The sequence below is a fragment of the Thiomicrorhabdus cannonii genome, from assembly GCF_013391695.1.
Classification (GTDB): Bacteria; Pseudomonadota; Gammaproteobacteria; order Thiomicrospirales; family Thiomicrospiraceae; genus Thiomicrorhabdus; species Thiomicrorhabdus cannonii.
The window spans coordinates 1-26,779 of sequence record NZ_JACBGH010000002.1 but is presented as its reverse complement, the minus strand read 5'-3'; the positions used below and the strand labels follow the sequence as shown (position 1 = coordinate 26,779).

Sequence of the window (26,779 nt, the reverse complement as noted above, 5' to 3'; positions counted from 1 at the left end):
GAAAATCATGGAAGCAAAACAGACCTATAAACTGATTACCGGTCCGGATGACGAGACCTTTTGCCAGCGCATCACCAAATTGTTGAACGAGGGCTATGAACTGCACGGCTCGCCGGCGGTGACCTTTAACGGCAAAGAGGTGATTGCCGCACAAGCAGTGATTCTAAAAACCGGGCTTAAACCCGCATCTTGATCTCTCTCGAAGAGAGGGGTGGTAGCGTGTTCAGACGCTGCAAAGGTAAAACCAATGGATACCTTAAGTCATGCGCTATGGGGCGGTGGACTGTTTGGGCGACGCAGGACCTTCTGGTTCGCCGTGCTGTTTGGCGCCTTGCCCGATTTGGTCTCTTTCGGTTTATGGCTGCCGGCGCATGTGTTGGCCAACGGTTTTCATTTCGGTAAGCCGGAATTAGCCGTTATTCCTGAATGGGTCAGCATCAACTACACGGTTTCTCACAGCCTGCTAGTGGCATTAATTGTGATTGGCGGTGTGGCACTTTGGCGCAAATCGTGGGCGGTGCCGATGCTGGCATGGCCGTTTCATATTTTGTTGGACATGCCGTTCCATACGGCGGAATTTTTCCCTACGCAGATTTTCTGGCCTTTATCCGATTGGTTTTACGATGGCGTTGCCTGGAGCAATCCGTGGGTGTGGTATTCCAATCTTGCCGGTTTATTGGTGCTTTATGGCTGGCGCTGGAAGCGTGGGGATTTTAGGCGAACCACCAAACCACTTTATGACAAGACCACTTAATGAGAAACCCTTAGCGATTGTCGGTTTTCGATTTGCAGGTACGACCTAGAAGGAGAATACGCATGAATGTTAATCCCGAAATCCCTTCTCGTTTATATGCAAGAGTCGCCGGACTTTTGTACTTGCTGATTATCGTCTGCGGCATCGGCAGCGAAGTATTTATCCGTTCCCATCTTATTGTCAGCGGCGATGCCGCTATGACGGCGAGCAATATTCTTGCTGAACCATCCTTGTTTCGATTGGGTTTTGCTGCCGATGTGGTCATGTTGTTATGTGATGTGGCCATTGCGGTTTTGTTTTATATTTTGTTTAAACCGGTAAGCGCCACTTTGTCACTGATGGCGGCGATGTTCAGGTTAATGCAGGCGGCGATATTAGGGGTCAACCTGCTCAATTATTATGCTGCAAGTTTGATTTTGAATGCCGGTGGTACCTTGGGCGGATTTGACGACGCACATCTGAATCAATTAGCCTCATTGTTCTTGCAGTTACATAGCCACGGCTATGATTTAGGTTTGTTCTTCTTCGGCATTTCCTGTTTGATTCTCGGGTATTTGGTCGTCAGGTCCGGCTGTTTCCCTCCGCTTTTGGGGTATGGTCTGGCAGCGGCGGGGTTGGTTTATCTAACGGGCAGTTTGGTGCGTTTTGTGCAGCCGGAGTGGACGGATATGATTGCACCTTTGTATGTTGTGCCTTTACTGGCAGAGTTGGCGTTTTGTTTGTATCTGCTTGTTATCGGCGTAAGAAAAGAGGGTATGTAAATTTTGTGATTGTTTTGACCACATTTTATATTTTTCTCAAGCAGTCAAAAGCATCCAAAATAGAAATTGTGAATACCTTGAGATGCCCCTTTTCTTTGCTTGCCCAAAGAAAAGAGGCGAAAAGAAAGGGCACCCCTACTCGTTTCGTGAAGCCAGACTAAGCCTTAGGCTCTGGCGATTTCGAACTCGCAACCAAAGGTTGCTCAGACAACTCATCGCTTTCAGAGCCTTTCGCCAAGTCTGGCTAACACTCAACTCAAAGGGGCCGAACTTACCCATCCTCAAGAATATTTATTGGGCGTAAAGTCTATTTATAACAATCACAAAATTTACATACCCAGAAAAGACTCTGTGACGTTATCACAGGCGAGCTGATAGTCCTACTTTATTGTACGCCCTATATTTTTTATCTTATTGGCTAAGGTAATTGACTAAAATGGCCTCTCCATCATGCGGGGTTATCCCCCTAGAGAGTCAATGACGTGAAATATGAATTAGTGGTGTTAGGCAGTGGCGCGGGCGGTTCGGCCGTATATGACAATCTGCCGAGCAGCAGTTTTATGCTGCTGACCGATCATAAGCCGTTCTGTCTGGTCGATTTGGGACTGGGCGTCGGCAAACAGGTCATCGAAATCTTCGGCCATTTTCCCAAGCAGGTGATTATCACCCACAACCACAGCGACCACGCAGGTGAGCTGCCGGTGGTGTTGCGGGTGGAACAGGCCAAAGGGCATAAAATGACGGTGTTTGCCGACGCCAAGGTGGGCGGTATTCTACGGGAAGCCCGCCTGGCGGAGCACCATCAGGTGATGGATTCTGATGCCATTGCCAACTGGCAACTGCCTGCCGCCGGCGAGTGCATTGAACTCAGCCACGGTTTGCAGATCACTTTCTATCCCGGCATTCATTCCGACTATTCCTGCGGGTTTATCCTCACGCACAACGGCGCGCCGCGTTTGTCCTATACCGGCGACAGCACGCTCGATAAAGCTTTCTATACGCTGCTCGATCAAGCGCCGGTGTTTATTATGGATGCGCGCCCCAAGACCAATGCCTGGCACGCCAGTTTTAAAGAGGTCAAGCCCTGGCTGAAAGAGGGGCGTTATATCATCGGCCACGGCCTGGACATGGCGCATACCCGCATGGAAAGAAAACAGGGCTGGCCGCTGTTGTGGCAGGGCGATCGCATAGCGTTTTAAAGGAAGAGTACTTTGCAGATAAATATTGCCGCGTTGGTCAAACAGCTGATTCGCTGGATTTATGCGCTTTCGCCGTACTTTTGGCTGGACCGTTTTTTCAAGCACAAAGAGTCCGAATTCGAACCCGAATCTGCTAGCTGGCAGCGTTACCGCGACAAACGCCTGTTTCTGTCGGAATTCTATATCGTCGGTTGGCTGGTGCTTGCCGTGTTGCTCTATGCCGCCAGTACCCAAGTGAGCTTGCCGCTGTGGCTGAGTATTTTGCTGATGCTGCGGATTGTCGGCATTCTCAATAAAGAGCTGGGGGTGATTCTGTTCGGTATTTGCAAAATCACCGAGGGCACTGCGGTTTCCGCTACCGGGCGGGTGATTGTCTTGGCGATGGTCAACTACACCACGGCGATGTTTCTGTTTGCCAGCGTTTATCAATTGGTTGGGCATTTCAGCGATGTGCCAGACTATCTTGCCGTTTGGGCGCCGCTGATTCAATCACTGCAAACCCAATTCACCCTTGGCGCACCGTTTGAAGCGGCTGATGCGCAAACCTGGTGGTTGATCACGAGTCACGGCATTTTCTGTTTTACCTTCGGCACCATCGTGATCTCGCTGTTTGTATCCTTGCTGAATGTCAAACCGCTGCGTGCTTAAAACGCAATTTTGCCGTTTTAAAAAACTCAACAGGCCGGGTACTCAAGAGACTGGCTTAGACTGGCTTTGCAGCAGTCGCGGCAAAGCCGCAATTGAATCAATCAGCTTGGCCTGTTCAGGCAAATCTGTCAGATCGGCCGGCTTGAACTTGCCGGTTTTCACCAGACAGGCCTGCAAACCGGCCTGCAAAGCGCCTTGAATATCGCCGATGACATCATCGCCCACCATCAGACACGCGTTCGGCTGACAGCCGGTGGAGACGACCACGTCAGCAAAAAAGCGCGCGTCGGGTTTGCCCATAATCATCGCCTGCGTGCCGCTGGCCCATTCCAAGGCGTGGATAAACGCGCCGGCATCGAGTTGCAGACCGGCATAGTCCCTAAAATATCGGTTTTTGCCAATGCCGATCAGCGGAAAGCCCTGTTCCAGCAGTTGAAACGCCCGGTTGAGGTTGGCGTAGTTCAATCCCTCCTGCGCATCGCCGAGCAGAACGCAGTTGGGCGAATCGCTCTGCAAATCGGTAAATTCGGGCAGCAGATTGGGATGCAGTATGCAAAACGGTTTTAAATTATTCGCCAGCAGATAGTGTCTGGCGGCTTGCGGGGCAGTAAACAGTTCCGTCTCACTCAGTTCAAATCCCATAGCACGCAGCATCTCGTAGATTTGATGATGCGATTTGGTCGCCGTATTGGTGACAAAACGCACCACATAACCTTGGCTGTGCAGCCATCGCAGCGTCTCTACGGCTCCCGCAATGACGCGCTCGCCTTCGTGCAAGACTCCGCTCAAATCGAGCAGTACGGCTTTGATTGGCAGGGCGGAAAAGTCGGGCATACAGTGTTTACCTAGAGGGATAAGACTCGATTTTAAGGGATATTGCCGGGCTAGCAAACGGGCAAGGCACAATTTTTGTGGAAAGTGCTTTTTATCCGGGATGGGGAGTGTTATGTTTGAGCCTAGCATCCCAGGAGGAGGACGAAGCCGTGCAACCGATCAGAATCGCTTTTTTCAGCGCCACCAAAACCGACAAACGGGTTTTTCAGGCACATCTTCAGTCGTTGCCGATAGAGCTGACCTTCTTTGACGAACATCTCTCAGAGCGCACCGTGCCGCTGGCGCAAGGCTTTGACGGCGTGTGTGTGTTTGTCAACGACCTGCTCTCCGGCGGCGTACTTGAGCAGCTGGCGGAATACGGCATTCATTTGATCGCCCTGCGCTGTGCCGGTTTCAATAACGTGGATATGCAGATGGCTCAGCGCTTGAAGATGACGGTGTTGCGCGTGCCGGCCTATTCGCCGATGGCCGTGGCGGAACACGCCGTGGCGCTGATGTTGACTCTCAACCGCAAAACCCATAAAGCCTACAACCGCGTGCGCGACGGCAATTTCACGCTGGAGGGGCTGCTGGGGTTTGATCTATGCCACAAAACCGTCGGCATTATCGGCACCGGCCGGATCGGCCAGCAGTTGGTGCCGATCCTCAAAGGTTTCGGCATGCATATTCTGGCGTATGATCCCTATCCGAACAATCTGCTGGAACAGGCGGGCGTGCAGTATGTCGAACTGGACGAACTCTATGCCAAAGCCGACATCATCAGTCTGCATGTGCCGCTGACATCCTCCAGCAAACACATGATCGACGCCGAGGCACTCGATAAAATGAAAGACGGCGTGATGCTGATCAACACCAGCCGCGGCGGCCTGTTGGATACCGAAGCGGTGATTGCCGCCTTGAAATCGCGCAAACTCGGCTATCTGGGGATTGATGTTTACGAACAGGAAGACAATCTGTTTTTCGAGGACCACTCCGAAGAGATTATCGAAGACGATATTTTCGAGCGTTTGGTGACCTTTCCGAACGTGTTGGTCACGGCGCACCAGGCGTTTTTTACCCAGGAGGCGCTGAGCAATATCGCCGAAACCACCTTGGCCAATATCATGGATTTTGTGGAAGACAATATCAAAACCTGCAATCAGGTGGTATGCGAGTGATTGTGCCCGCAAACGCTCTGAAAAAACTCAACAGGCCGGGTTTGGACTTATTCCGGCAGCGATTCGGCAAACAGCGATAAAACCACAATCCGCTCGGCTTCCAGCTGCCATTGCACGTCAAATTCGTAAAGCTTGATGCCAAAGTGTTCGCGCTTGTCGATACTGCCGAAATAGGCCGGGCGCGGATTGTGCGTCAGGCAGGTTTCAATCAGGCGGCGCAGCTGCGGATAACGCTGTTGGGCCGGTTGTAATTGCGCTTGTGCCAGTTCGCTAAACACCACCTTAAGGGGGTCGCTTTGCGGCGCTTCGGCCGCAAATCCGCCGCTCGCCTGCGGCAAACTGTCGGCGTAGGGCAGATAGGGTTTGATGTCGATGACCGGCGTTTGATCGAGCAGGTCCAGCCCGGAAACCTCCAACAGCAGTTTGCCGTTTTCTTTGCGCCAGCCGTGGTAACCCAAAACCGATAGGCCGATGGCATTGGGGCGGTAGGGCGAGCGTGTGGCAAACACCCCCTGTCGTTTCGCCCCCAAGCGCGGCGGACGCACGGTGGGGCGCCAGGCTTCAACCGGTTTGAGCGCTTCGTGAAAGATAAACACTACCCAGATATGGCTGAAACCGTCCAGGCCTTGTAACGCCTCCTGCCGATCCCACGGCGGCAGGAGTTCAATTTGGCCGATATTGCCCTCGATGAGTCCGCTCTGGCGCGGGATGCCGAATTTTTCCTTGAACGGGCTGTGTACCGTGCCGATGCGGTGCAAATGAAAAGCGTTGAGGTCGGATGTGTTCATACGAGGTATTTGTTGGCCGTGAGCGGTAATTTACAAAGAGTTTTGCTATTCTAACAAAATCATTGCAAAACCCTGTATTCAATGGAGAAGGAACGATTATGAAACAGATGTGGCGTGTTGGCGCGGCCGTATTGTTGGCATTGGGGCTGTCGGCCTGCAGTTTTATCGAGGTCAGCGAAAGCGCCGAGGCGGTTAAGTTGGCAAGCTATGACGACGTGACCCACTGCAAGAAACTGGGTTTCACGCGTACCCAAGTGTTGTCCAAAATCGGCTTTATTGAGCGTAATGCGGAGACCATGACCGCGGAACTGGCCGATTTGGCGCGTAACGAGGCGGTGGCGATGGGCGGCGATACCATTGTGCCGCAGGCCCCCGTTGAGGATGGCAAAATGGTGTTTGATATTTACCGTTGCCGTTGAGTTTTAAGGCGTTTTAAAACTCAACAGGCCGGGTAGGGTTATAGGGTTAAGATTCAAGGAGTGAATAGCATGCGTATATTGCGAAGAACCATATTAACCGCCTTGTTGGTTGTGCAAGGCACGGCATGGGCCGAAGATGTGGTGGATGAGAAAAACATCGGCATGGAGCTGGCGCGGGATCTGGCGTCCGAAGCGATTTTGGCGTGCCGTGAAAACGGTTATTCGGTCAGTGCCGTGGTGGTCGACAAGCATGGCAATCAGCGGGTGGCGCTGCGCGATGATTTTGCCAGCAAATTTACGCTGCAAATCGCCGAGGAAAAAGCCAATGCCACCATTATGTCCGGGCTGAAGTCGGGCGATTTCCGTGCGCAGCGCGGCGATATCCGTCCGGAGTTGAATCACGTTGACGGCATTTTGATGATGGTCGGCGGCGTGCCGATTGTCAGCGGCGGGTCGCGTATCGGTGCCATCGGTGTGAGCGGTGCGCCGGGCGGCGAAAAGGACGAGGCCTGTGCGCTGAAAGCGCTGGGCAAGCTGGAAGAGCGCATGGCGTTTTGAAGTAGTATTGTTAAAAGCAAAAGCCCTCGAAAGAGGGCTTTTTTATGGGTTCTGCCGGTATGGTGTTCTGCCGGGCAGGATTATTTAGCCGGGCCGTTATAGGTGAGCTGCACCAGTACGCCGAATTGGGGGTGGTCGATATAGTGCAGCTGTCCCGGACGGATTTTGCGCGATTCTTCCAGTTTAAAACGCCAGGTATTGGGAATCACCCCCGTCGGATCCAGTTTTTCGTGGGCGATAAACTCGTCCCGGATGCGGTCGGGAATGCGGCGTTCCAGCTCCAGATCGAAATCGACATGCGCGTAACGGCTCTTATAGAGTTTGACGGTGCCGGTCAGGATCGAGCCGCTGTTATTGCTGGCGCTGTTGTCGATCCACAGTTTCGGCATTTGCACATCGTCCACCGTATTTTGCGTCCACGCCTGGTGGAACAGAATGCGGTAACCGCGCTGCGGGGTGAGTTTGGCGGCCTCGTTGTTGAGCGCCAGCGCAACGTTTTTCACCGCCATGCTTTTGTTGCCGACAACGGGACTTTTGAGTGTGCCGTTGAGCAGGTCTTGCAGGTTCAAGGTGTTTTCACTGTCCGGCGCCGCCACGTCTTCCGGCCAGTATTCCTCTGTCCAGCTTTTTAGCGCAAAGGTTTCAAAAACAATTACTTCCAGCGTATAGTTCGGCACTTCTTCATCTGTTTGCGCCTGTGCGGGCAGCGTGGCGCTCAGCAAAAAAGCGAGTGCCACGTGTTTAAAAAAACTCAACAGGCCGGGTGTTTTTGAGGCGGTGTGCTGCATGAAAAAGCGTTCCCTACAAATGGTTGTTACGAATGGCTCGCAATCGAGCGGATCATCAATTCGATGGCCGCAATACGCGCTTGCATGGTTGGCATTGTATCGAAAAACTTCAACTCGGTCTGGCCTTTTAACACGTAGTTTTTGGGGTAGGCCTGGATGAGCTGGATGAGTTTCAGCGGGTCGATATTGGGCTGCGAATTGAACTGCACGCGGATCATCGCCTCACTGGCGTCGAGCTTGGTAATGCCGATCGGCTCGATCAGCAGTTTCACCTGTGTCACCGCAAACAGATTCTTGACCTGATCGGGCAGCAGGCCAAAGCGGTCGATCATCTCCACTTCCAGTTCGTGCAATGCCGTGTCATCCGCCGCGCCGGCAATGCGTTTGTAGAATACCAGGCGTGTATGGATGTCGGGCAGATAGTCTTCCGGAATCAGGGCGGGCACGCCCAAATCGACTTCCGAACCGGTATGCAGCGACACATTGAGCTCAGGCTGTTTGCCCGATTTCAAGGCTTTGACGGCGCGTTCCAGCAGTTCGCTGTACAGGCCGAAACCGATCTCCTGAATCTGGCCGGACTGGCCGTCGCCGAGCAGTTCGCCGGCACCGCGGATTTCCAAATCGTGGCTCGCCAGCATAAAGCCCGCCCCCAAGGTGTCGTGTTTGGCAATCGCCGCCAGACGTTTTTCGGCATCGGCCGTCAGCAGCGATTTGCCGCCGTGGAACAAATAGGCGTAGGCGCGGTGGTGCGACCGGCCAACACGGCCGCGCAACTGATGCAGCTGCGCCAAGCCGAACTTGTCGGCCCGGTGGATCAGAATGGTGTTGGCGGTTGGAATGTCGATGCCGGTTTCGATAATCGTGGTACACACCAGGATATTGAAACGGCGGTGGTAGAAGTTCTCCATCACCGTTTCCAGCTCGCGCTCGTTCATCTGGCCGTGGGCGAAATCGACCTTGGCCTCGGGAATGAGGGCTTGCATCTCCTCGACCATCTGCTCGATCTTGTCGACATTGTTGTACAGCAGATAAATCTGTCCGCCGCGACGGATTTCACGCAGACAGGCTTCGCGCACCGTTTCCTCGTTCCACTCCTGCACAAAGGTCTGCACCGCCAGACGCTTGGCGGGTGGCGTGGCGATAATCGAGAGATCGCGCAGGTCGTTCATGGCCATGTTCAAGGTACGCGGAATCGGCGTGGCCGTCATGGTGAGCACGTCGACTTCGGCACGCAGTTTCTTCAACTGCTCTTTTTGGCGCACGCCGAAACGGTGCTCCTCGTCGATGATAATCAGACCGATATTGCGGTATTCGACATCTTTTTGAATCAGCTTGTGGGTGCCGATGACGATATCGACCTTGCCTTCCTTCAAGTCGGCGAGGATCTCTTTCTGTTCTTTGGCGGACTGGAAGCGCGACAGGGCTTCGATGCGCACCGGCCAGTCGGCAAAGCGGTTGCGGAAGTTTTCCAGATGCTGCTGTGCCAACAGGGTGGTGGGCACCAATACCGCCACCTGTTTGCCGTCATAGGCGGCAATAAAGGCGGCGCGCATCGCCACTTCGGTCTTGCCGAAACCGACGTCACCGCACACCAGTCGATCCATCGGGCGTTTATTGTGCATATCGGCCAATACGGCTTCAATCGCGGCCTGCTGGTCGGGCGTTTCCTCGAACGGAAAACTCGCGGCAAAACGCTGGTAGGCCTCTTCGGGCGTATTGAAAGCATAGCCCGGCCGCGCTTCGCGTTGCGCGTAGATGTCCAGCAATTCGGCGGCGACATCGTGGACTTTTTCGGCGGCCTTGCGTTTGGCTTTTTCCCACTTGTCGCTGCCGAGTTTGTGTAGCGGCGCGGTTTCCGGCGTGGCGCCGGTATAGCGGCTGATCAGGTGCAGTGAGGTGACCGGCACGTAGAGTTTGGCCTCGCCGGCGTATTCGATCATCAGAAATTCGCGTGCCTCGCCCTGAATTTCGAGGGTTTGCAGACCTTGGTAGCGTCCTACGCCGTGGTCGATATGCACAATCGGACTGCCGATATCGAGTTCGATGAGGTTGCTGATGGCGCTGTCGAAATCGCTGTGTTTGCGTTTGCGACGGCGCTTCTGCACCACCGTTTGGCCGAAAATCTGGCTTTCGCTGATGACGCAGAGTTTGGCGGTATAAACCGATTCTTCGAGCGGACTGACGACGATGCTGTAACGCGCATCGCTTTGCAGGGCGGCTTGCCAGTCGGTAACGATTTGCGGATGCTGTTTGTGTTTGCCCAGCAACGTCAGCAAGGTTTCGCGGCGGCCGGTGGTTTCGGCGCTGTAGATAATGCGCCCTTTGTATTGGTCGCAGAAGGCGTTGAGGCGCGCCAGCGGATAGTCGCTTTGCGGCTGTACGCTCAAATCCGGCAGTGTCAGGGTGTCGAACAGATGGGTGGTCTTGTCGGTCTGTGCGCTTTGCAGGGTAATGCGGTGGTGCTGCTTGAGTTCGCTGAAGAATTCGCTCGCCGTCAGAATCAGGTCGTTGGGGCGCAAAATCGGATAGTCGGGGTTGTGCTGGCCGATCTGATAGCGTTCTTCATAAGCGTGGCGCACGCCTTCAACCGCGGCTTCGAGGTCGTCGAATTCAAAAAACAGCGTCTGTTCGGGAAAGTAGTCGAACAGGGTGGCGAGCTCTTCATGGAACAGCGGCAGGTAGTATTCCAGACCGCCGACCGCCTGCGCTTCGCTGACCTGCTGGTAGAGCTGGCAGGTGCGGCGCTCGTCGCCAAAGGCGAGTTTGAACTGTTGGCGGAAGCGTTCAATGCCGTCGGTGGTAAAATCGTATTCCTTGGCCGGCAGCAGCTGAATGCGTTCTATCTGGCCGATGGAGCGTTGGGTTTCCACGTCGAAACTGCGGATGGTTTCGATCTCGTCGTCAAACAAGTCCAGTCGGAACGGCTGTTTGCTGCCCATCGGGAAGAGGTCGATAATCGAACCGCGAATCGCGAATTCGCCATGTTCCATGACCTGGCCGACACGCTGGTAGCCGCCGGATTCGAGTTTTTTGGCAAAGGCTTCCACATCCAGCGTGTCGCCTTTTTCGAGCATAAAGGTGAATTTTTGAATATAGTGGTGCGGCACAACGCGCTGCAACAGCGTCGCGACCGGCAGAATCAGAATGCCTTTCTGTGTGTCTGGCAGCTGATAAAGGGTTTTCAAGCGCTCGGAAATCAGGTCCTGGTGCGGCGAAAAACGGTCGTATGGCAGGGTTTCCCATTCGGGAAAAGAGAGGATCGTCTGACCGTTCAGGAAAAAGCGCAACTCTTCCTGCAAACGACTGGCACTCTGGCTGTCGGCGGTCATAATCACCGTGAGGCCGTCGGTATGCTGCGCCTGACGGGCAATGACCAACGACTGTTCGGCCGAGTTGAGTTTGCCCCAGTAGGAGCGGTGGCCTTGAAGCGGAAGCGGTGAGTGAGCCAAAAGCGGGAGTGTGGATTTCATGCGCAAAAACTAATCTGATTGAATTGGGAAACAATGACAAGAGCGCTTATTTTAAACTAGCGCATTTTGTCGATGGCAAGGAATTGTCGCATTTGGCGCTTAAATTGTGTGTTAAAAATCGGTTTTAAAACTCAACAGGCCGGGTAGTTTGCGGTTTGTTGGGAGGACGAAAGGAAGGATATGTACGGAAATTGGGCGTTTAGCTGGGTGCAGATGGTGGCACACAACAAGTGGCCGTTGTCGCTTGCGTTGGGCGTGACGGGGGCGGTATTGGCAAGCGGTATTTTCAGCTTGCAGAGCGAGGTGGCGGCAAAGGATTGGCTGCTGCTGGCGGCTAGCGTTGGTGTAATGAGTCTGGCGTTGATCTATTTGCTGGACTCGTTTAAAACGGCGCTGTTGCAGTTGGGTTTGAATGCGACCGTGTTGCTGCTGACGTTCGGTACTTTGGGTTGGCTGGGCATCACCCTGGATGCCAACAGTCTGCTCGGCTTGGTGGTGTTGATGACGCTCATCACCAGCAATCTGATCCATATTCTCACCTCCGTATTACGCGAGATGGCGCGCGGCCTGTTTCAGTTCGATGCCTTGGCCGAGGCCCTGAAGCTCAATAACAGTCCTATTTTTCTATCCAATTTCACTACGCTGTTGGGGTTTGCTTTGGCTGCCTGGTATGAGCCGCAGTTTGCGCAGCTGGCGTGGGTGGTGATTGTGGGGGCGGTATTGAGTTATCTGATAACGCTCACCTTGCTGCCGTTGATTTTGCTGAGTTGGTTGCTGGAGTTTCGGGTTGGCCATAGTGCGGATCGCCACGGTTATGCGTTTGTTGTGGGCTGGTTGCAGCGTTATCCGCGGGTGATTTTTTGGGGAACAGGTATGGCTCTTTCGGGTCTGGCGGTATTGTTGCTGCAATCCGGTGAACTGCTGACGTTACTGCTCGATTTTTCGTGGATGCTGCTTGTGATTGGTGCGCTGTTATGGCTGTTTTGGCGGAGCTTTTCGGTTGCCTTGCTAAATACCTTGGTCAATGCGGCCGCGTTGATGGTTACCTTGCTATTGTTCACCGTGTTGTTCAGCCAGGGAGTGAGTTCCCTATTGTTGCTGATGGTTCCAATGGGGCTGATTGTGGATGACGGCATCCATTTTTTTGCGAGATATGTTCGGGCGCGGCGCGGCGTATTTTCGGATCGGGAGCAGGCGGTGCGTTATGCAATGGCCAGCGTTGCCAGACCGATCTGGTTGAGCAGTTGGACTACTTTGTTAGGCTTGGTTGTATTGTTAGCAAGCGATCAGCAGCTGATCCAGCAGGCCAGTGTCGTCACCATGCTGGCGCTTGGCGTGGCGACCTTGACGGTGTTGTTGTGGGTTCCGGCCTTGTTGATTCATCGTTCTCATAAAATATAGAAATGGGTTGAAATAAACGCAATCTATTACGCGTTTCTTCATAAGTGAAAATTTTAGTCATTAATAAATTTGGTTGATGAGTGATATGTAAATTTTATTTTTAATTTGGCTTTCTTTGGTTCATTATGGGCCGACGTTTGACGTTAGTAGGGCTTATTAATAAATAAGTCTGATTAATTATCATTAAAAAAATAAATAGGTTGCATAACAAGCAACTAGGCAGATTTTAGATAAGGAAGGTTAGCGACATGGCAACAGTTGTTGTGGTTGGATCAAGTACAGGTGGTTTACCGATGTCTTACGATATTCGTAAGCATTTGGATAAAGGGCACACGATTAAAGTAGTTAACGCGGTTGATGAGTTTAACTTTGTACCGTCTAACCCGTGGGTTGCTGTGGGCTGGCGTAAAGCGGAAGACATTTCCTTCAAGTTGGAGCCCTACCTAACGCGCAAAGGCATCGAGTTCTACAACAACACTTGCGTGGCTCTGGATCCTGAAAACAACAAAATCACGTTGGATAACGGTTCTGAAATGGCCTATGACTATCTGATTCTGGCAACCGGCCCGGCGTTGGCGTTTGAAGAAATTCCAGGTTTTGGTCCAAAGAGCCACGGCGGCAACACGGTTTCTGTGTGTACAACACCTCACGCGGTAGAAGCCCATGAACAGTGGGAAGAGTTCTGCCAGAATCCTGGTCCGATTATCATTGGCGCGGTTCAAGGTGCGTCCTGCTTTGGTCCGGCTTACGAGTTTGCGATGATCATGGAAACCGATCTGCGTAAGCGTAAAATCCGTAACCAAGTGCCAATGACATTTGTCACGGCTGAACCTTATATCGGTCATTTGGGTCTGGATGGGGTTGGCGACTCCAAGGGCTTGATGGAATCGGAAATGCGTAACCGCCATATCAACTGGATCTGTAACGCCAAGACCACCAAAATCGAAGACGGCGTGATGTACGTTGAAGAGTACAACAACCGTGGTGATGTGATTAATACACACGAATTGCCGTTCAAATACGCCATGATGTTGCCGGCGTTTAAAGGTTCTAAGTTCCTGCAAGAGATGGTGGATGCCGATCCTGCGAAAATGGGCGGTCCGTTGGTTAACCCGCGCGGTTTCGTTAAAGTTGACAAGTTCAGCCGCAACCCGACTTACCATAACATCTATGCGTTGGGTGTGGGGATTGCCATTCCTCCGGTGGATACCAAGTGTCCGGTGCCTTGCGGTACCCCAAAAACCGGTTTGATGATCGAGTCGATGGTAACGGCAATCTGCCATAACATCGAAGCCAACATTCAAGGTTTGGAACCACACGAAGAGCCTACATGGAACACAGTCTGTCTGGCGGACATGGGGGACTCTGGTGCGGCATTCGTTGCTCTGCCTCAGATCCCGCCACGTAACCTGACGTGGGCGAAGAAAGGCAAGTGGGTGCATTTGGCGAAAATTGCGTTTGAAAAATACTTCATCCGTAACATGAAAGCCGGTAACTCTGAGCCGATTTACCAGAAATACATTATGAAAATGTTGGGTATCAACCGTTTGAAGTCTGACAGTAAATAAGACGTTTAATCGGTTCAAACCTGCCAAAACGCCCTCTATTATGAGGGCGTTTTTGTTTTTGGCGCGAATGGCATGGATTGATTGCGGAAATTGCAGATTACTGTTTTCTTCTTTTATCCATCCTATATAATGCGCCTATGGCTCTAGCTCAGATACTTCATTACTTGGATTTGATCGGCACGGTGGTGTTTGCTATCACCGGGTTGTTGGCTGCACGCCGCAAACAGCTGGACCTGTTTGGCGCGATTGTCATTGCGATGGTCACGGCGATTGGCGGCGGCACGATGCGCGATCTGATTATCGATGTGCCCGTCTTCTGGACGCAGAACGACCTCTATATCTATGTGGTGGTCATTTCCGCTCTACTGCTGTTCTTTTTTGCGCGTTATAAACGTCTGCCGGTCAAGATGCTACTGTTTCTGGATGCCCTCGGATTGGCGGTGTTTACCGTGATTGGCACGCAGAAAGCGATGGCGTTGGGTTTTTCCGATCCGATTGCGATTATGACCGGTATTATGACCGGCGTGGTCGGCGGGGTGATTCGTGACGTGCTGGTCGGCGAAGTACCGCTGGTTTTCCGCAAAGAGATTTATGCCACCGCCTCGTTTGTGGGAGCGAGTTTGCTGCTGCTGTTGATTCAGTGGGGAGTGGCAACGGACTGGGCGGTAGTGGTATCGATTATTGTGACCTTGTCGATGCGTGTTTTTGCAATTATGTTTAATATCGAATTACCGGTATTTATCTCCTACAAGGCGCCTGAACCGCCAGGCGCTGCCCTTTCTACTCACGATGACGCTTCTTCCAGCAAGCCTGATTCGACCCAACGCTGATTTTGGATTTTATGTTTAGAGCCCCATTCGAACTGTTGCTAGGTTTTCGCTACACCCGCGCCAAGCGCCGCAACGGTTTTATCTCTTTCATCACCTTTTCGTCGATGATCGGTATTGCTCTCGGTGTGACCGCGCTGATTACCGTGATGTCGATTATGAATGGTTTTCAGCAGGAGTTGCGCGACCGCATTCTGGGAATGACGGCGCATATGACGCTGACGCAGCGTGATGACCGTCTGTATGACTGGCAGGATTTGTATGAGCGCGTCAAGCAGCAGCCGAATGTCTTGGGCGCGGCACCAAATATCATGGAGCAGGGGATGTTGACCCGTGGCGAGGATGTCAAGGGCGTCGCGGTGCGTGGCATTTTGCCGGATTATGAAAATCAGGTGGCGGATATCGAAAGCAAAATGGTGATGGGCAGTTTGCAAAATCTCAAGCCTAAAGAGTACGGCATTATCCTGGGCGGTGAATTAGCCGCCAGCATGGGGGTGGCAATGGGCGACAAGGTCACTTTGATTGCGCCACAGGGCAGTTTCTCGCCGGTCGGGATCGTGCCGCGCATCAAACGGTTGACGGTGGTGGGGATTTTTGAAGCCGGTATGCACGAGTATGACAGCGGGTTGGCGATTGTGCACCTGGAAGATGCGCAGAAAATCTTCAAGTACGACGACGCGGTCGGCGGTCTGCAATTAAAGATCGCCGATATGTTCAAAGTCCATGAGGTGCGTCATCAGTTGGCGGAGTCGCTGAATCAGGTGCTTTATGTGCGCGATTGGACGCAACAGCACGCCAATTTCTTCAAAGCCATCGAGATGGAAAAGCGCATGATGTTTATTGTGCTGGCGCTGATTATTATGGTGGCGGCGTTTAATATTGTTTCCACCATGGTGATGGTGGTGACCGATAAGCAGGGCGACATCGCGGTGCTGCGTACGTTGGGTGCATCACCAATGAGCGTGCAGTGGATGTTTATTATTCAGGGATTGATTATCGGTTTCAGCGGAGCCGTCTTGGGACTGCTTGGCGGCGTCAGTCTGTCGTTGAATATTGATGTGATTGTGCCTTTTATCGAAAACCTGCTGGGCTTTAAATTCTTCCCGGCCGATGTGTATTACATCAGTCAGGTGCCTTCAAAACTAGAGTGGAGCGATGTCTGGGCGGTCAGCGGGGTGGCGTTTTTGTTGACGTTGCTGGCGACGCTGTATCCGGCCAGAAAGGCCTCCAAAGTCCATCCTGCGGAGGCGTTGCGTTATGAGTAATGAGATGACGGACATGGTGCTTCACGCGCAGGGATTAAAAAAGGTTTACCAGGAAGGGCAGATCACCACGCAGGTGTTGAGCCATGTCGATCTGGAGGTGCTGGCCGGCGAAAAACTGGCGATTGTCGGCGCTTCCGGTTCCGGTAAAAGTACTCTGCTGCATCTGTTGGCTGGATTGGATCAGCCGAGCAGCGGTCATGTGGCTTTAATGGGGCAGTCGTTTTCCAGGCTCAATGACGTCAAACGCGGCCGGTTGCGCAATCTGCATATGGGGTTTGTCTATCAATTCCATCATCTGCTGCCCGAGTTGACCGCATTGGAAAATGTCATGTTGCCGTTGCGGATTCGCCGCGTTTCGGCGGCGCAAGCGCAGCAGCAGGCGACCGTGCTATTGGAGCGTGTCGGTTTAGGCCAACGCCTACAGCATAAACCTTCCGAACTTTCCGGTGGAGAACGTCAACGGGTATCGATTGCCCGAGCCTTGATTACCCGGCCTGCTGTGATTTTAGCCGATGAACCGACTGGTAATCTTGACCATGAGACGGCCGAACAGGTGTTTCAATTAATGTTGGAACTGAATCAGGAATTCAATACCGCCTTGTTGGTCGTTACCCATGATCTGCAATTGGCTGCGCGCATGGATCGTCAAGTGACATTGGTCGACGGTCAGTTGCAGCCGCTCTCTTTATCTTTCTGAGTTTTTCATGTTAGCTATTCAAAACGTCGCGATTCGTGCCGGGCTTAAGCCTTTGTTCGAAAATGCCAGTCTGACGATCCACCCCGGTCAGAAAATCGGTCTGATCGGTCAAAACGGCGTGGGCAAGACCACTCTGTTTAAGGCCATTATGGGCGAGGTGCCGCTTGAGGCCGGACAGATTGCTGTGCCCGCCAATTGGTTGATTGGATATGTTGAACAGGAGGTCGGGCATACCGAATTAAGTGCATTGGATTATGTCTGCTTTGGTGATACGCAGTACGCGCAGATGGTGGCGAGCATTCAGCGCGCCGAGACTGAGCAGAACGAGTCGGCACTGGTGGCGGCCTATGATGGCATGGATCGCATTGCCGGTTATGAAGTGCCTTTAAAGGCCGAGCAGCTGCTTGCCGGTTTGGGGTTTAGCGTCGCCGATTTGCACAAACCGATGAGTGCCTTTTCGGGTGGTTGGCAGGTGCGCCTGAAGTTAGGGCGGGCGCTGATGCAGCGTTCGGATCTGTTGTTGCTGGATGAGCCGACCAATCACTTGGATATCGAAGCGGTGGCTTGGCTGGTACAGTGGCTGAAGGCTTATCAAGGTGCGGTACTGATTATCTCCCACGACCGTGATTTTCTCGATGAAGTGGTGCAGGGCATTGCGCATATTTTGAATCAGAAAATCACCTATTATGCCGGTAACTTTGCCGCGTTTGAGCGTCAGCGCAACGAACAGTTGATGCAGCAGCAGGCGTTGCACGATAAACAGAAACAGCAGATGCAGCATCTCAAATCGTTTATCGAACGCTTCAAGGCCAAAGCTTCCAAGGCCAAGCAGGCGCAAAGTCGCGTCAAGGCGTTGGAGCGTATCGAACAGGTGGCGGCGGTTCAGGCGACCAACCCCTTTCAGTTTGAATTTTTGCCTCCCAAACATCAGCCTGATCCGATGATGAAGGTTGAACAGGTCGATTTTGGTTATGGCGACGAGTTACTTTTCGAGCAAGTCAGTCTGGTGTTGCGTGCCGGCGATCGCATCGGTTTGGTCGGGGTCAATGGTTCTGGTAAGACCAGTTTGATCAAACTGTTGGTGGGTGATTTGCCACCGACGGCCGGCAAGGTAGTCTTCAGCAAAGGTGTGTCTATCGGTTACTTCGCCCAGCATCAGCTGGAGGCGTTGCATTTGGATAAGAGTCCGCTGCAGCACTTGCTGGGGTTGAGTGAGGAGGTCACGGATCAGCAGGCCAGGGATTTTCTCGGGCGATTCGGGTTTTCCAACGAGATGAGTCTGACGCCGGTGGCGAGTTTTTCGGGCGGCGAAAAAGCGCGTCTGGCGTTGGCGATGATTATTCTGCAGCGTCCCAATTTGGTGATTCTGGACGAACCGACCAACCACTTGGATATGGAAACGCGCGATGCGTTGGATATGGCGTTGCAGGAGTTTGGCGGCGCTTTGATATTGGTGACGCACGACAAGCACCTGTTGACCAGTATCGCCGACCAGTTCTGGTGGGTGCATGACAAACAGGTCAGTCTGTATCATGGGGACCTGGAAAGCTACTTGCAGACCCGTCTGAAGGTGTTGAAGCAGGCGCAGGAAGAAGCCAAAAATAAACTCAACAGGCCGGGTAGCGAGCCGGCCAAGAACAAGAAACAGCAGCGTCAGGAAAACGCGCAGCGCCGCAAGCAGCTTGAGATTAAGCTGAAACCTTACACGCAGAAACTGACCAAGGTTGAAAAGCGCCTGGAGCAGGCGCAGGCCGAACTGGCCAAACTGCATGCCTTAATGGAAGATGCCACGATTTATGAAACGGCAAACAAGGATAAATTAACCGAAGCGCTTAAGCAGCAGGCGGTTTATGAGAGTGAAATCGAAGAGATCGAGCTGGAGTGGTTGGAGTTGCAGGAAACCGTGGAGATGCTCACGCAGGAGTTTGAAGCGGAGTAGTGGTTTAGTAATGCTCTGATTGTTCTAAAAAATAAAAAGGCCTGATTATCAGGCCTTTTTATTGGATGCGCTTTGCTGGTTTCTTATTTGAAAGCCAGGCCGTGCTTGAAGCCGAACTTGCGCAGGATTTTAACCATTGGACAGAAGCCGGTGAAGCCAGCGAACAGCAGGTTGGCGCCGACGAAACCGGTCAGGTAAAGCCAATTTGGCGAGTGGTAAACTGCCAGAACGGTGCTTAGCAATACCATGGTGCCGGCTACAAGAAGAATGATTTTTTCGATTGTCAGCGTTTTCATGTTGAGTTCCTTTTGATTGATTTGGTCGGTGCTGTCTCGTAGGGTGAGAATAGCCCCTTATCCATGCATAAATTTTTTGAATATTTTAGCATTTTCTGCGATTTGAACAAGCGAAATCCGGAAGGCTTTGATTGTTTTTCTTGGTTTTTCTTTAATTTAAATCAATAAAAAAGTATAATTTTGTGCCTTATTTATAGCTACTGTGTGCGAGCGCATGATAGCGTCCAATTTAACCAACTTTGAGAAATGAACATGCAAGTAACTGTACAAAAGCCAGAACAAGGTCTTGAGCATAAAATTACTGTCACATTCCCATCTGATGAATTAAACGGTCAAATCGAGAAGCGTTTGAACGAAATCCGTCGCAATGTCAGAATGGATGGTTTTCGTCCTGGCAAAGTGCCATTGAATGTTGTTAAAAAACGTCATGGCGAACAAGTTAAGCAGGAAGTGATGGGTGAAAACATCCAGCGCAAATTCTATGACGCGGTCATGCAAGAGTCATTGAATGTAGCCGGTTACCCGATGTTTGACGAGTTGGAAGATAAAGACGGTCAAATCACGTTCACAGCGCGTTTCGAAACTTACCCAGAAATCACGGTTCCGGAATTTTCTGGCGTAACGGTTGAAAAAGTGGCGGCAGAAGTCACTGATGAAGATGTCGAGAAAATGATCACGCGTCTGCGTGAGCAGCGCATGGCTTGGAAACCTTCCAAGAGCGCGGCGAAAAAAGCCAAAAAAGGTGAGCAGGTCATTATCGATTTCGTTGGTAAGCTTGACGGTGAAGCGTTTGAAGGCGGTTCAGCCGAGAACGTACCGCTTGAGTTGGGTAGCGGCCGCATGATTCCAGGTTTTGAAGACGGTATCGAAGGCATGAAAAAAGGCGAAGAGAAGACAATCGAAGTCACCTTCCCTGAAAACTACCATGCAGAAAGCCTGAAAGGTAAAACTGCGACCTTTGATATCACGGTTCACTCGATCCAAACTAAAGAGTTGCCAGAAATCGACGAAGAGTTCGTGAAGTCTTTCGGTATCGAAGCCGGTACGGAAGAAGCGTTGCGTGCGGAAATCAAAGAAAACATGGAAAAAGAGCTGGCGCGTGCCGTACAAAGCAAAAACCGTACAGCGGTGTTGAATGCATTGAACGAGATCGTGGATGTTCAATTGCCAAAATCGTTGGTTGAGCAAGAAGCGCAGCAGTTGATGAACAATATGGTTCAGAACATGCAGCGTCAAGGTGTTAAAGCGTCTGATGTCAACATCACGGCTGAGCAGTACGAAGACGATGCCAAAAAGCGTGTGAAGCTTGGTTTGGTCATGGGTGATATCATCCGTGCCAACAAAATCGAAGCGACTGATGACGAAGTGAATGCTTACATCGCTGAACAAGCTGCATCTTATGAAGAGCCTGCTGAAGTGATCGACTGGTACCAGAAGAACCCACAGGCATTGAACGAAATCCGTGCGATTCTGGTAGAAAACAAAGTGGCTGAAAAGATTATGTCTGAAGCCAAGGTTTCTGAAGTCAAAAAATCTTTTGATGAAGTAATCGGCGCTTTCGCTTAATCCCGACAAGATAACATCTTGTTTTTGCGCGCAATGTTGTGCGCGCAAAACTTCTAAAAACTTAACCTACCAAGGGAAATGCAGAATTTGTCTTGGGGTTAAGTTTTTTTTTGCCTTGTAACAGGCTAAGATAGCCTATAAAAATACGTGATAATTCAAAATAAATGAGGAAGTAAGGTCAGAATGGACAGCAATTTGATTCAAAACGCACTTGTGCCGATGGTTATTGAACAGACCAGTCGTGGTGAACGTTCCTATGATATTTATTCCCGTTTATTGAAAGAGCGTGTGATTTTTATGGTTGGACAAGTTGAAGATCACATGGCCAATTTGATTGTGGCGCAAATGCTGTTTCTGGAGTCTGAAAACCCGGATAAGGATATTCATCTTTATATCAACTCTCCAGGCGGCAGCGTCACGGCCGGCATGGCGATTTACGATACCATGAATTTCATTAAGCCGGATGTGAGCACCATGTGCATCGGCCAGGCGGCGAGCATGGGGTCTTTCCTGTTGTCTGCCGGTGCCAAGGGCAAGCGCTTTGCGCTGCCTAATTCACGCGTGATGATTCACCAGCCATTAGGCGGCTTTCAGGGGCAGGCGAGCGATATTCAGATCCACGCTCAGGAAATCCTGAAAATCAGAGATAATTTGAACCGCGCTTTGGCCGAGCATACCGGGCAGGATCTGGCGACAATCGAGCGCGATACGGATCGTGATAATTTCATGAGTGCCCAACAAGCCTGTGATTACGGTTTGGTCGATAAAGTACTGACAAAACGATAAGGTAAGAATAATGAGTCATGATAAGACACTTTACTGCTCGTTCTGCGGCAAAGGACAGGATGAAGTACGCAAGCTCATTGCAGGTCCATCCGTGTATATTTGTGACGAGTGTGTGGAACTTTGCAATGATATTCTGCAGGAAGAGTTTGGTGCGGAAGCTTTGTCGACTTTTGAGCTGGAAAACCTGCCAACCCCGCACGAGATCAGCAAGATTCTGGACGACTATGTCATTGGCCAGCATCAGGCGAAAAAAGTTCTGGCGGTGGCGGTTTATAACCATTACAAGCGTCTGCAAAATTCACACAAGAAAGACGATGTTGAGCTCACCAAAAGTAATATTTTGCTGATTGGCCCAACGGGTTCGGGTAAGACGCTGCTGGCACAGACCTTGGCGCGCCTGCTGGATGTGCCTTTTGCGATTGCCGACGCCACCACCCTGACCGAAGCCGGTTATGTGGGTGAGGATGTCGAGAGCATCATTCTGAAGCTGTTGCAGCGTTGTGATAACGATCCTGAAAAAGCGGAGCGCGGCATTATCTATATCGATGAGATCGATAAGATTACGCGCAAGTCCGAGAACCCGTCGATTACACGAGATGTTTCCGGTGAAGGGGTGCAGCAGGCCTTGTTGAAACTGATCGAGGGAACCATCGCTTCCGTGCCGCCGCAAGGCGGGCGTAAGCACCCTAATCAGGACATGATTCAGGTCGATACCTCAAAGATTCTGTTTATCGTCGGCGGCGCCTTCGAGGGCTTGGACAAGATCATTGATCAGCGCACGGAAACGAACTTGGGGATAGGCTTCTCTGCCGAGGTGAAGTCGGCGGATAAGAAGCGAACATTATCTGAAAAATTCCGCAGTATCGAACCGGAAGATTTGATCAAATTCGGCTTGATTCCGGAGTTTGTCGGGCGTTTGCCGATGATTTCCGTACTGGAAGAGTTGGATGAAGAGGCCCTGGTTAAAATCCTGACCGAGCCGAAAAACGCTCTGGTGAAACAGTTCCAGAAAATGTTTGAGTTGGAAGGGGCTGAGTTGCAGTTCCGCAAAGACGCTTTGATCGAAGTGGCCCATATGGCCATTGAGCGCAAAACAGGCGCGCGTGGTCTACGCTCGATTATGGAACAGCTTTTGCTGGATACAATGTATGACCTCCCCAGCTTGAAAAATATTGAGAAAGTCGTTATTAATAAAGCCGTAGTACAAGGTAAAAAGCCGCCGATGATGGTGTATCAAGAAGATGAACCGAAGAAAGCTTCCAGCGAGTAAACTCGATTGAAGTAAAGGTTATCTCTAAAGTACCCAGCCTTGCTGGGTATTTTTTTGCGCTTACCGCCATAAAGAAAGGAAAAATATGGAACTCGACCAAGTCACAATGAAAATGAATGTATTAGTGCTGCCATTAAGGGATGTAGTGGTTTTCCCCGGCAATGTCATGCCACTGTTTGTGGGTCGCGAAAAGTCCATACAGGCATTGAACGAGGCCATGGAAGGCGATAAACAGATCTTCCTGGTCACCCAAAAAAGCGCTGAGCAGGATATCCCTACATTGGAAGACCTCTATTCTGTAGGTACTATGGCCAATATTCTGCAGCTATTGAAGTTGCCGGACGGTACGGTCAAAGTGTTGGTGGAAGGGGTGCAGCGTTTCCATCTGCTGAGCTTGAATAATGAAACGAATGTGTTGCTGGGTGATATCAGCGAGTTTGTTTCGATGGAAGATAATCCGACCGATACCATTGTTCTGTTGCGCGCTTTAAAAGAAAGTTTTGTGCAATATGCCGACCTCAAAAAGAAAATCCCTTCGGAGGTGATTGCCTCCGTCAAAAAAGAGGAGTCAGCCGACCGTTTGGTGGATTTGGTTTCGGCCAATGTTAATCTGAAAGTGGCCGATAAACAGGCGTTACTGGAGTTGTCGGCGGTCAATGAGCGCCTTGAACAGATGTTGTCGATCGTGGAAACGGAACGTGAGCTGCTGGAGTCCGAAAAACGCATCACGACGCGCATCAAGAAGCAGATGGATAAAACCCAGCGCGAGTACTATCTGAACGAGAAGATTAAGGCGATTCATACCGAATTAGCCGGTGGGGATGAAGGGGTCGTCAGCGAATACGATCAGCTGGCTGAGAAAATTGAACAGGCCGGTATGAGCGAAGAAGCGCTTGCAAAAGCCAAAGCCGAATTGAAAAAACTCAAAATGATGCCGTCGCAGTCTTCGGAAGCGACCGTTGTTCGCAACTATCTTGAATGGCTGCTGGCAGTGCCGTGGAAAAAACGCTCGCGCGTTTCCAAAGATCTGCAACATGCAGAGCAGGTGCTGGATAGCCAGCATTATGGTCTTGAGAAGGTCAAGGAGCGTATTGTCGAGTTTTTGGCGGTACAGAAGCGCGTACGCAAGATTAAAGGGCCTATTTTGTGTTTGGTTGGACCGCCGGGCGTGGGTAAAACCTCTTTGGCGCGTTCTATCGCCGAAGCAACCAACCGCAAATACGTGCGTATGGCGTTGGGTGGCGTGCGTGACGAAGCGGAAATCCGCGGTCACCGTAAAACCTATATTGGCGCCTTGCCGGGTAAAATCATTCAAAAAATGAGTAGTGCCGGCACGCGTAACCCGCTTTTCTTGCTGGATGAGATCGACAAGATGAGCAGCGATATGCGCGGCGATCCCGCCAGTGCTTTGCTGGAGGTGTTGGATCCCGAGCAAAACAGCACCTTTAACGATCATTACCTGGAAGTCGATTACGACTTGTCTGATGTGCTGTTTGTGGCCACCTCCAACTCGATGGATATTCCGGAGGCTTTGCTCGACCGTATGGAAGTGATCGAACTGTCGGGATACACCGAGCCGGAAAAATTGAATATCGCGCGTGAGCACCTGCTGCCGAAGGCGGCGAGCGATCACGGTTTGAAAGTGGATGAGTTGGAAATCACCGATGAGGCGTTGAAGGCGATTATCCAGACCTACACGCGAGAAGCCGGCGTGCGCCATTTGGCTCGTGAGCTGGCCAAGATTTGCCGCAAGGCGGTCAAAAAGCTGGTGACGGGCGAGGCGCAAGGCAAAATTGTCATTACCCCTGAAACGCTGGAAGGTTATCTTGGCGTGGCGCGTTATCGTATCGGTCTGGCGGATGCGCAGAATCGTATCGGTCAGGTTGCCGGCTTGGCTTGGACGCGTGTGGGCGGCGATTTGTTGCGGATTGAGGCGACGGCGATGCCGGGCAAAGGCAAGCATTCCAGTACCGGGCAGCTTGGCAGCGTTATGAAAGAGTCTGTGGATACCGCCATGAGTGTGATTCGCAGTCGCTCTGCCGAGCTTGGACTGGCCGATGATTTCTATGAAAATCTGGATTTGCATCTGCACTTTCCGGAAGGGGCGATCAAGAAGGATGGTCCGAGTGCCGGTATTGCCATTTGTACGGCGATCACGTCTGTGCTGACCAAAACACCGGTTAGGGCGGATGTGGCCATGACGGGCGAAATCACGCTGCGCGGTGAGGTGTTGCCGATCGGCGGTTTGAAAGAGAAATTGCTGGCCGCGCTGCGAGGTGGCATCAAAACGGTACTGATTCCGTTTGACAACGTGCGTGACCTGGCAGATGTGCCTCAAGAGGTTAAAGAACAGTTGGATATCCGCCCGGTCAAATGGGTGGATGAGGTGTTGAATGTGGCATTAGAGCAAATGCCTACCCCTATAAAAGAAAATGATGGAATCGCCGTGTTTTCAGGGGCTGAAGAGGTAAAAGACGGTGAAACTGACGCTAATCGACACTAAGTACGGATTTTAGCGGTTTTTTTGCTTGACACCTTTGACGAAGGGTTGCTATAAATGGTCTAGCCGTCGAATGGCGCTAGAATTAAACAAAAAATGGTACTCATGGAGATTAAATAATGAATAAATCTGAATTAGTAAGTGCAATTGCAGAACAAGCTGGTTTGACTAAAGCGGACGCTGCGCGTGCGTTGGATGCAACGGTTGCGGCGATCACTGGCGCGTTGGGTAAAGGTGATTCTGTTGCGATCATCGGTTTTGGTACTTTCAAGGTTGGTGAGCGTGCTGCACGTACTGGTCGTAACCCTCAAACTGGCGCAGAGATGAACATTCCTGCTGCAAAAGTGCCTAAGTTTACTGCTGGTAAAGCGCTAAAAGACGCTGTTAACTAAAAATTGTCAAAAATTTGCAAAAAAAACGACAAATTTAATTGACAACTTCTCCCAAGCCCCTATAATACGCCACATCAATTAAGCGCAGACGCGAAGCCTAGCAAAGCCGCTAGGCAAGCGGCCTGCAGAAGATTTGAAGAAGTTAATCCGATTCAGAAATTAGTGCTTAATTGGGTGGTTAGCTCAGCTGGGAGAGCATCGCCCTTACAAGGCGAGGGTCACAGGTTCGAACCCTGTACCACCCACCACGGAGCGGTAGTTCAGTTGGTTAGAATACCTGCCTGTCACGCAGGGGGTCGCGGGTTCGAGCCCCGTCCGCTCCGCCATTAAATTCAAAAGGTAGTGAAAGTTACCTTTGATATTGCAGATGATGTGACAAGTCTGTAATACGCAAGCCAAGTGCATTGTAAGACATTTGGCAAGCCCGGGTGGTTAGCTCAGCTGGGAGAGCATCGCCCTTACAAGGCGAGGGTCACAGGTTCGAACCCTGTACCACCCACCATACAACTAGGAGCGGTAGTTCAGTTGGTTAGAATACCTGCCTGTCACGCAGGGGGTCGCGGGTTCGAGCCCCGTCCGCTCCGCCATTACAATAAGAAGCCGTTAACGAATTTTCGTTAACGGCTTTTTTATTGCCTGCCGTTTTTAATTTCTCCTTTTTATACCCGGCCTGTTGAGTTTTTTAAGCGTGTTTTTTATCGCTATAAAAAAACCGCAACAAGTGAAGTGACCCCCAAATGTTGGACACCAACTTTGGGGGTTTTTCATTTCCAAATACAGTCGCAATACAAAAGTCACCATAGCAAAGCGCTATCTTCAGGGCGAAAATTCTACCGCTCTCTCAACACTCACCGGCATACCCAGTCGTCAAATACGTTATTGGGGGCAAGTCTATC

The 26,779-nt window shown here is 51.4% G+C and carries 24 protein-coding genes and 4 tRNA genes; 23 read left to right on the top strand and 5 right to left on the bottom strand.

Annotated elements, in window-relative coordinates; translation table 11 throughout:
• Positions 1-7 precede the first annotated feature (7 nt).
• The 5 genes from HZ297_RS03260 (at position 8) to HZ297_RS03240 (ending at position 3,362) form a co-directional block, all read left to right on the top strand.
• Positions 8-193, top strand: coding sequence for a DUF1737 domain-containing protein (locus HZ297_RS03260; protein WP_178861565.1), 186 nt, complete (start codon positions 8-10; stop codon positions 191-193).
• A gap of 54 nt (positions 194-247) precedes the next feature.
• A complete protein-coding gene (locus HZ297_RS03255; RefSeq protein WP_178861564.1) occupies positions 248-754 on the top strand; it encodes a hypothetical protein in 507 nt (168 codons plus the stop codon).
• Positions 755-816: 62 nt separating this feature from the next.
• Entirely contained in the window at positions 817-1,515 is a 699-nt protein-coding gene (locus HZ297_RS03250) for a DUF4386 domain-containing protein (RefSeq protein ID WP_178861563.1), read from the top strand.
• A 482-nt stretch (positions 1,516-1,997) separates the two neighbouring features.
• The gene (locus tag HZ297_RS03245; RefSeq protein ID WP_178861562.1) at positions 1,998-2,714 is read left to right on the top strand and encodes an MBL fold metallo-hydrolase; all 717 of its coding nucleotides are present in this window, start codon (positions 1,998-2,000) and stop codon (positions 2,712-2,714) included.
• A gap of 12 nt (positions 2,715-2,726) precedes the next feature.
• On the top strand, positions 2,727-3,362 hold the full coding sequence (locus tag HZ297_RS03240) for a hypothetical protein (RefSeq protein ID WP_218644531.1): 636 nt from the start codon (positions 2,727-2,729) through the stop codon (positions 3,360-3,362).
• A 42-nt stretch (positions 3,363-3,404) separates the two neighbouring features.
• Here HZ297_RS03240 and HZ297_RS03235 read toward each other — a convergent pair whose 3' ends face one another.
• Positions 3,405-4,196 (bottom strand): TIGR01458 family HAD-type hydrolase, encoded by a 792-nt coding sequence (locus tag HZ297_RS03235; RefSeq protein WP_178861561.1) that lies wholly within the window; start codon positions 4,194-4,196, stop codon positions 3,405-3,407.
• A gap of 158 nt (positions 4,197-4,354) precedes the next feature.
• Here HZ297_RS03235 and HZ297_RS03230 point away from each other — a divergent pair, with 158 nt between their 5' ends.
• On the top strand, positions 4,355-5,353 hold the full coding sequence (locus HZ297_RS03230) for a 2-hydroxyacid dehydrogenase (protein ID WP_178861792.1): 999 nt from the start codon (positions 4,355-4,357) through the stop codon (positions 5,351-5,353).
• Positions 5,354-5,400: 47 nt separating this feature from the next.
• Here HZ297_RS03230 and tsaA read toward each other — a convergent pair whose 3' ends face one another.
• Positions 5,401-6,141 (bottom strand): tRNA (N6-threonylcarbamoyladenosine(37)-N6)-methyltransferase TrmO, encoded by a 741-nt coding sequence (gene tsaA / locus HZ297_RS03225; protein ID WP_178861560.1) that lies wholly within the window; start codon positions 6,139-6,141, stop codon positions 5,401-5,403.
• Positions 6,142-6,239: 98 nt separating this feature from the next.
• Here tsaA and HZ297_RS03220 point away from each other — a divergent pair, with 98 nt between their 5' ends.
• A complete protein-coding gene (locus HZ297_RS03220; protein WP_178861559.1) occupies positions 6,240-6,560 on the top strand; it encodes a DUF4156 domain-containing protein in 321 nt (106 codons plus the stop codon).
• 69 nt (positions 6,561-6,629) lie between these two features.
• Positions 6,630-7,118 carry a GlcG/HbpS family heme-binding protein gene (locus tag HZ297_RS03215; protein ID WP_178861558.1) on the top strand — a complete coding sequence of 163 codons (489 nt, stop codon included), beginning with the start codon at positions 6,630-6,632 and terminating at the stop codon, positions 7,116-7,118.
• A gap of 80 nt (positions 7,119-7,198) precedes the next feature.
• Here the strand turns inward: HZ297_RS03215 and HZ297_RS03210 are convergent, their stop codons facing one another.
• Together HZ297_RS03210 and mfd are read right to left on the bottom strand one after the other, a co-directional pair.
• Entirely contained in the window at positions 7,199-7,906 is a 708-nt protein-coding gene (locus HZ297_RS03210) for a CsiV family protein (protein ID WP_178861557.1), read from the bottom strand.
• Positions 7,907-7,932: 26 nt separating this feature from the next.
• Positions 7,933-11,376 carry a transcription-repair coupling factor gene (mfd, locus tag HZ297_RS03205; protein WP_178861556.1) on the bottom strand — a complete coding sequence of 1,148 codons (3,444 nt, stop codon included), beginning with the start codon at positions 11,374-11,376 and terminating at the stop codon, positions 7,933-7,935.
• A gap of 180 nt (positions 11,377-11,556) precedes the next feature.
• Between mfd and HZ297_RS03200 the strand changes: the two genes are divergently transcribed.
• The 6 genes from HZ297_RS03200 (at position 11,557) to abc-f (ending at position 19,073) form a co-directional block, all read left to right on the top strand.
• Entirely contained in the window at positions 11,557-12,777 is a 1,221-nt protein-coding gene (locus HZ297_RS03200; RefSeq protein WP_178861555.1) for an RND transporter family protein, read from the top strand.
• Between the two features lie 248 nt (positions 12,778-13,025).
• On the top strand, positions 13,026-14,345 hold the full coding sequence (locus tag HZ297_RS03195; RefSeq protein WP_178861554.1) for an NAD(P)/FAD-dependent oxidoreductase: 1,320 nt from the start codon (positions 13,026-13,028) through the stop codon (positions 14,343-14,345).
• Positions 14,346-14,482: 137 nt separating this feature from the next.
• Positions 14,483-15,175, top strand: coding sequence for a trimeric intracellular cation channel family protein (locus HZ297_RS03190; protein ID WP_178861553.1), 693 nt, complete (start codon positions 14,483-14,485; stop codon positions 15,173-15,175).
• An 11-nt stretch (positions 15,176-15,186) separates the two neighbouring features.
• The gene (locus HZ297_RS03185; protein ID WP_178861552.1) at positions 15,187-16,437 is read left to right on the top strand and encodes a lipoprotein-releasing ABC transporter permease subunit; all 1,251 of its coding nucleotides are present in this window, start codon (positions 15,187-15,189) and stop codon (positions 16,435-16,437) included.
• The gene (gene lolD, locus HZ297_RS03180; RefSeq protein WP_343034758.1) at positions 16,430-17,134 is read left to right on the top strand and encodes a lipoprotein-releasing ABC transporter ATP-binding protein LolD; all 705 of its coding nucleotides are present in this window, start codon (positions 16,430-16,432) and stop codon (positions 17,132-17,134) included. Before HZ297_RS03185 ends, lolD begins: the two co-directional genes overlap by 8 nt.
• Before the next feature lie 7 nt (positions 17,135-17,141).
• Positions 17,142-19,073, top strand: a complete 1,932-nt coding sequence (abc-f, locus tag HZ297_RS03175) for a ribosomal protection-like ABC-F family protein (RefSeq protein ID WP_178861551.1) — start codon at positions 17,142-17,144, stop codon at positions 19,071-19,073.
• Between the two features lie 83 nt (positions 19,074-19,156).
• Here abc-f and HZ297_RS03170 read toward each other — a convergent pair whose 3' ends face one another.
• The gene (locus HZ297_RS03170) at positions 19,157-19,369 is read right to left on the bottom strand and encodes a YgaP family membrane protein (RefSeq protein ID WP_439333568.1); all 213 of its coding nucleotides are present in this window, start codon (positions 19,367-19,369) and stop codon (positions 19,157-19,159) included.
• 252 nt (positions 19,370-19,621) lie between these two features.
• Between HZ297_RS03170 and tig the strand changes: the two genes are divergently transcribed.
• The 9 genes from tig (at position 19,622) to HZ297_RS03125 (ending at position 26,470) form a co-directional block, all read left to right on the top strand.
• Positions 19,622-20,935, top strand: a complete 1,314-nt coding sequence (gene tig / locus HZ297_RS03165) for a trigger factor (protein ID WP_178861550.1) — start codon at positions 19,622-19,624, stop codon at positions 20,933-20,935.
• Positions 20,936-21,118: 183 nt separating this feature from the next.
• Positions 21,119-21,721: an ATP-dependent Clp endopeptidase proteolytic subunit ClpP gene (clpP, locus tag HZ297_RS03160; protein WP_178861549.1), complete on the top strand. Its 603-nt coding sequence runs from the start codon at positions 21,119-21,121 to the stop codon at positions 21,719-21,721.
• Between the two features lie 10 nt (positions 21,722-21,731).
• Complete coding sequence (gene clpX / locus HZ297_RS03155) at positions 21,732-22,991, top strand: ATP-dependent Clp protease ATP-binding subunit ClpX (protein WP_178861548.1); 1,260 nt, start codon at positions 21,732-21,734, stop codon at positions 22,989-22,991.
• Between the two features lie 85 nt (positions 22,992-23,076).
• The gene (lon, locus tag HZ297_RS03150) at positions 23,077-25,494 is read left to right on the top strand and encodes an endopeptidase La (RefSeq protein ID WP_178861547.1); all 2,418 of its coding nucleotides are present in this window, start codon (positions 23,077-23,079) and stop codon (positions 25,492-25,494) included.
• Between the two features lie 116 nt (positions 25,495-25,610).
• Positions 25,611-25,883 carry an HU family DNA-binding protein gene (locus HZ297_RS03145; RefSeq protein WP_178861546.1) on the top strand — a complete coding sequence of 91 codons (273 nt, stop codon included), beginning with the start codon at positions 25,611-25,613 and terminating at the stop codon, positions 25,881-25,883.
• A 172-nt stretch (positions 25,884-26,055) separates the two neighbouring features.
• Positions 26,056-26,131, top strand: a tRNA-Val gene (locus tag HZ297_RS03140).
• 1 nt (position 26,132) lies between these two features.
• Positions 26,133-26,209: transfer RNA gene (locus tag HZ297_RS03135), tRNA-Asp, on the top strand.
• Positions 26,210-26,309: 100 nt separating this feature from the next.
• Positions 26,310-26,385, top strand: a tRNA-Val gene (locus tag HZ297_RS03130).
• A gap of 8 nt (positions 26,386-26,393) precedes the next feature.
• Positions 26,394-26,470, top strand: a tRNA-Asp gene (locus tag HZ297_RS03125).
• Positions 26,471-26,779 lie beyond the last annotated feature (309 nt).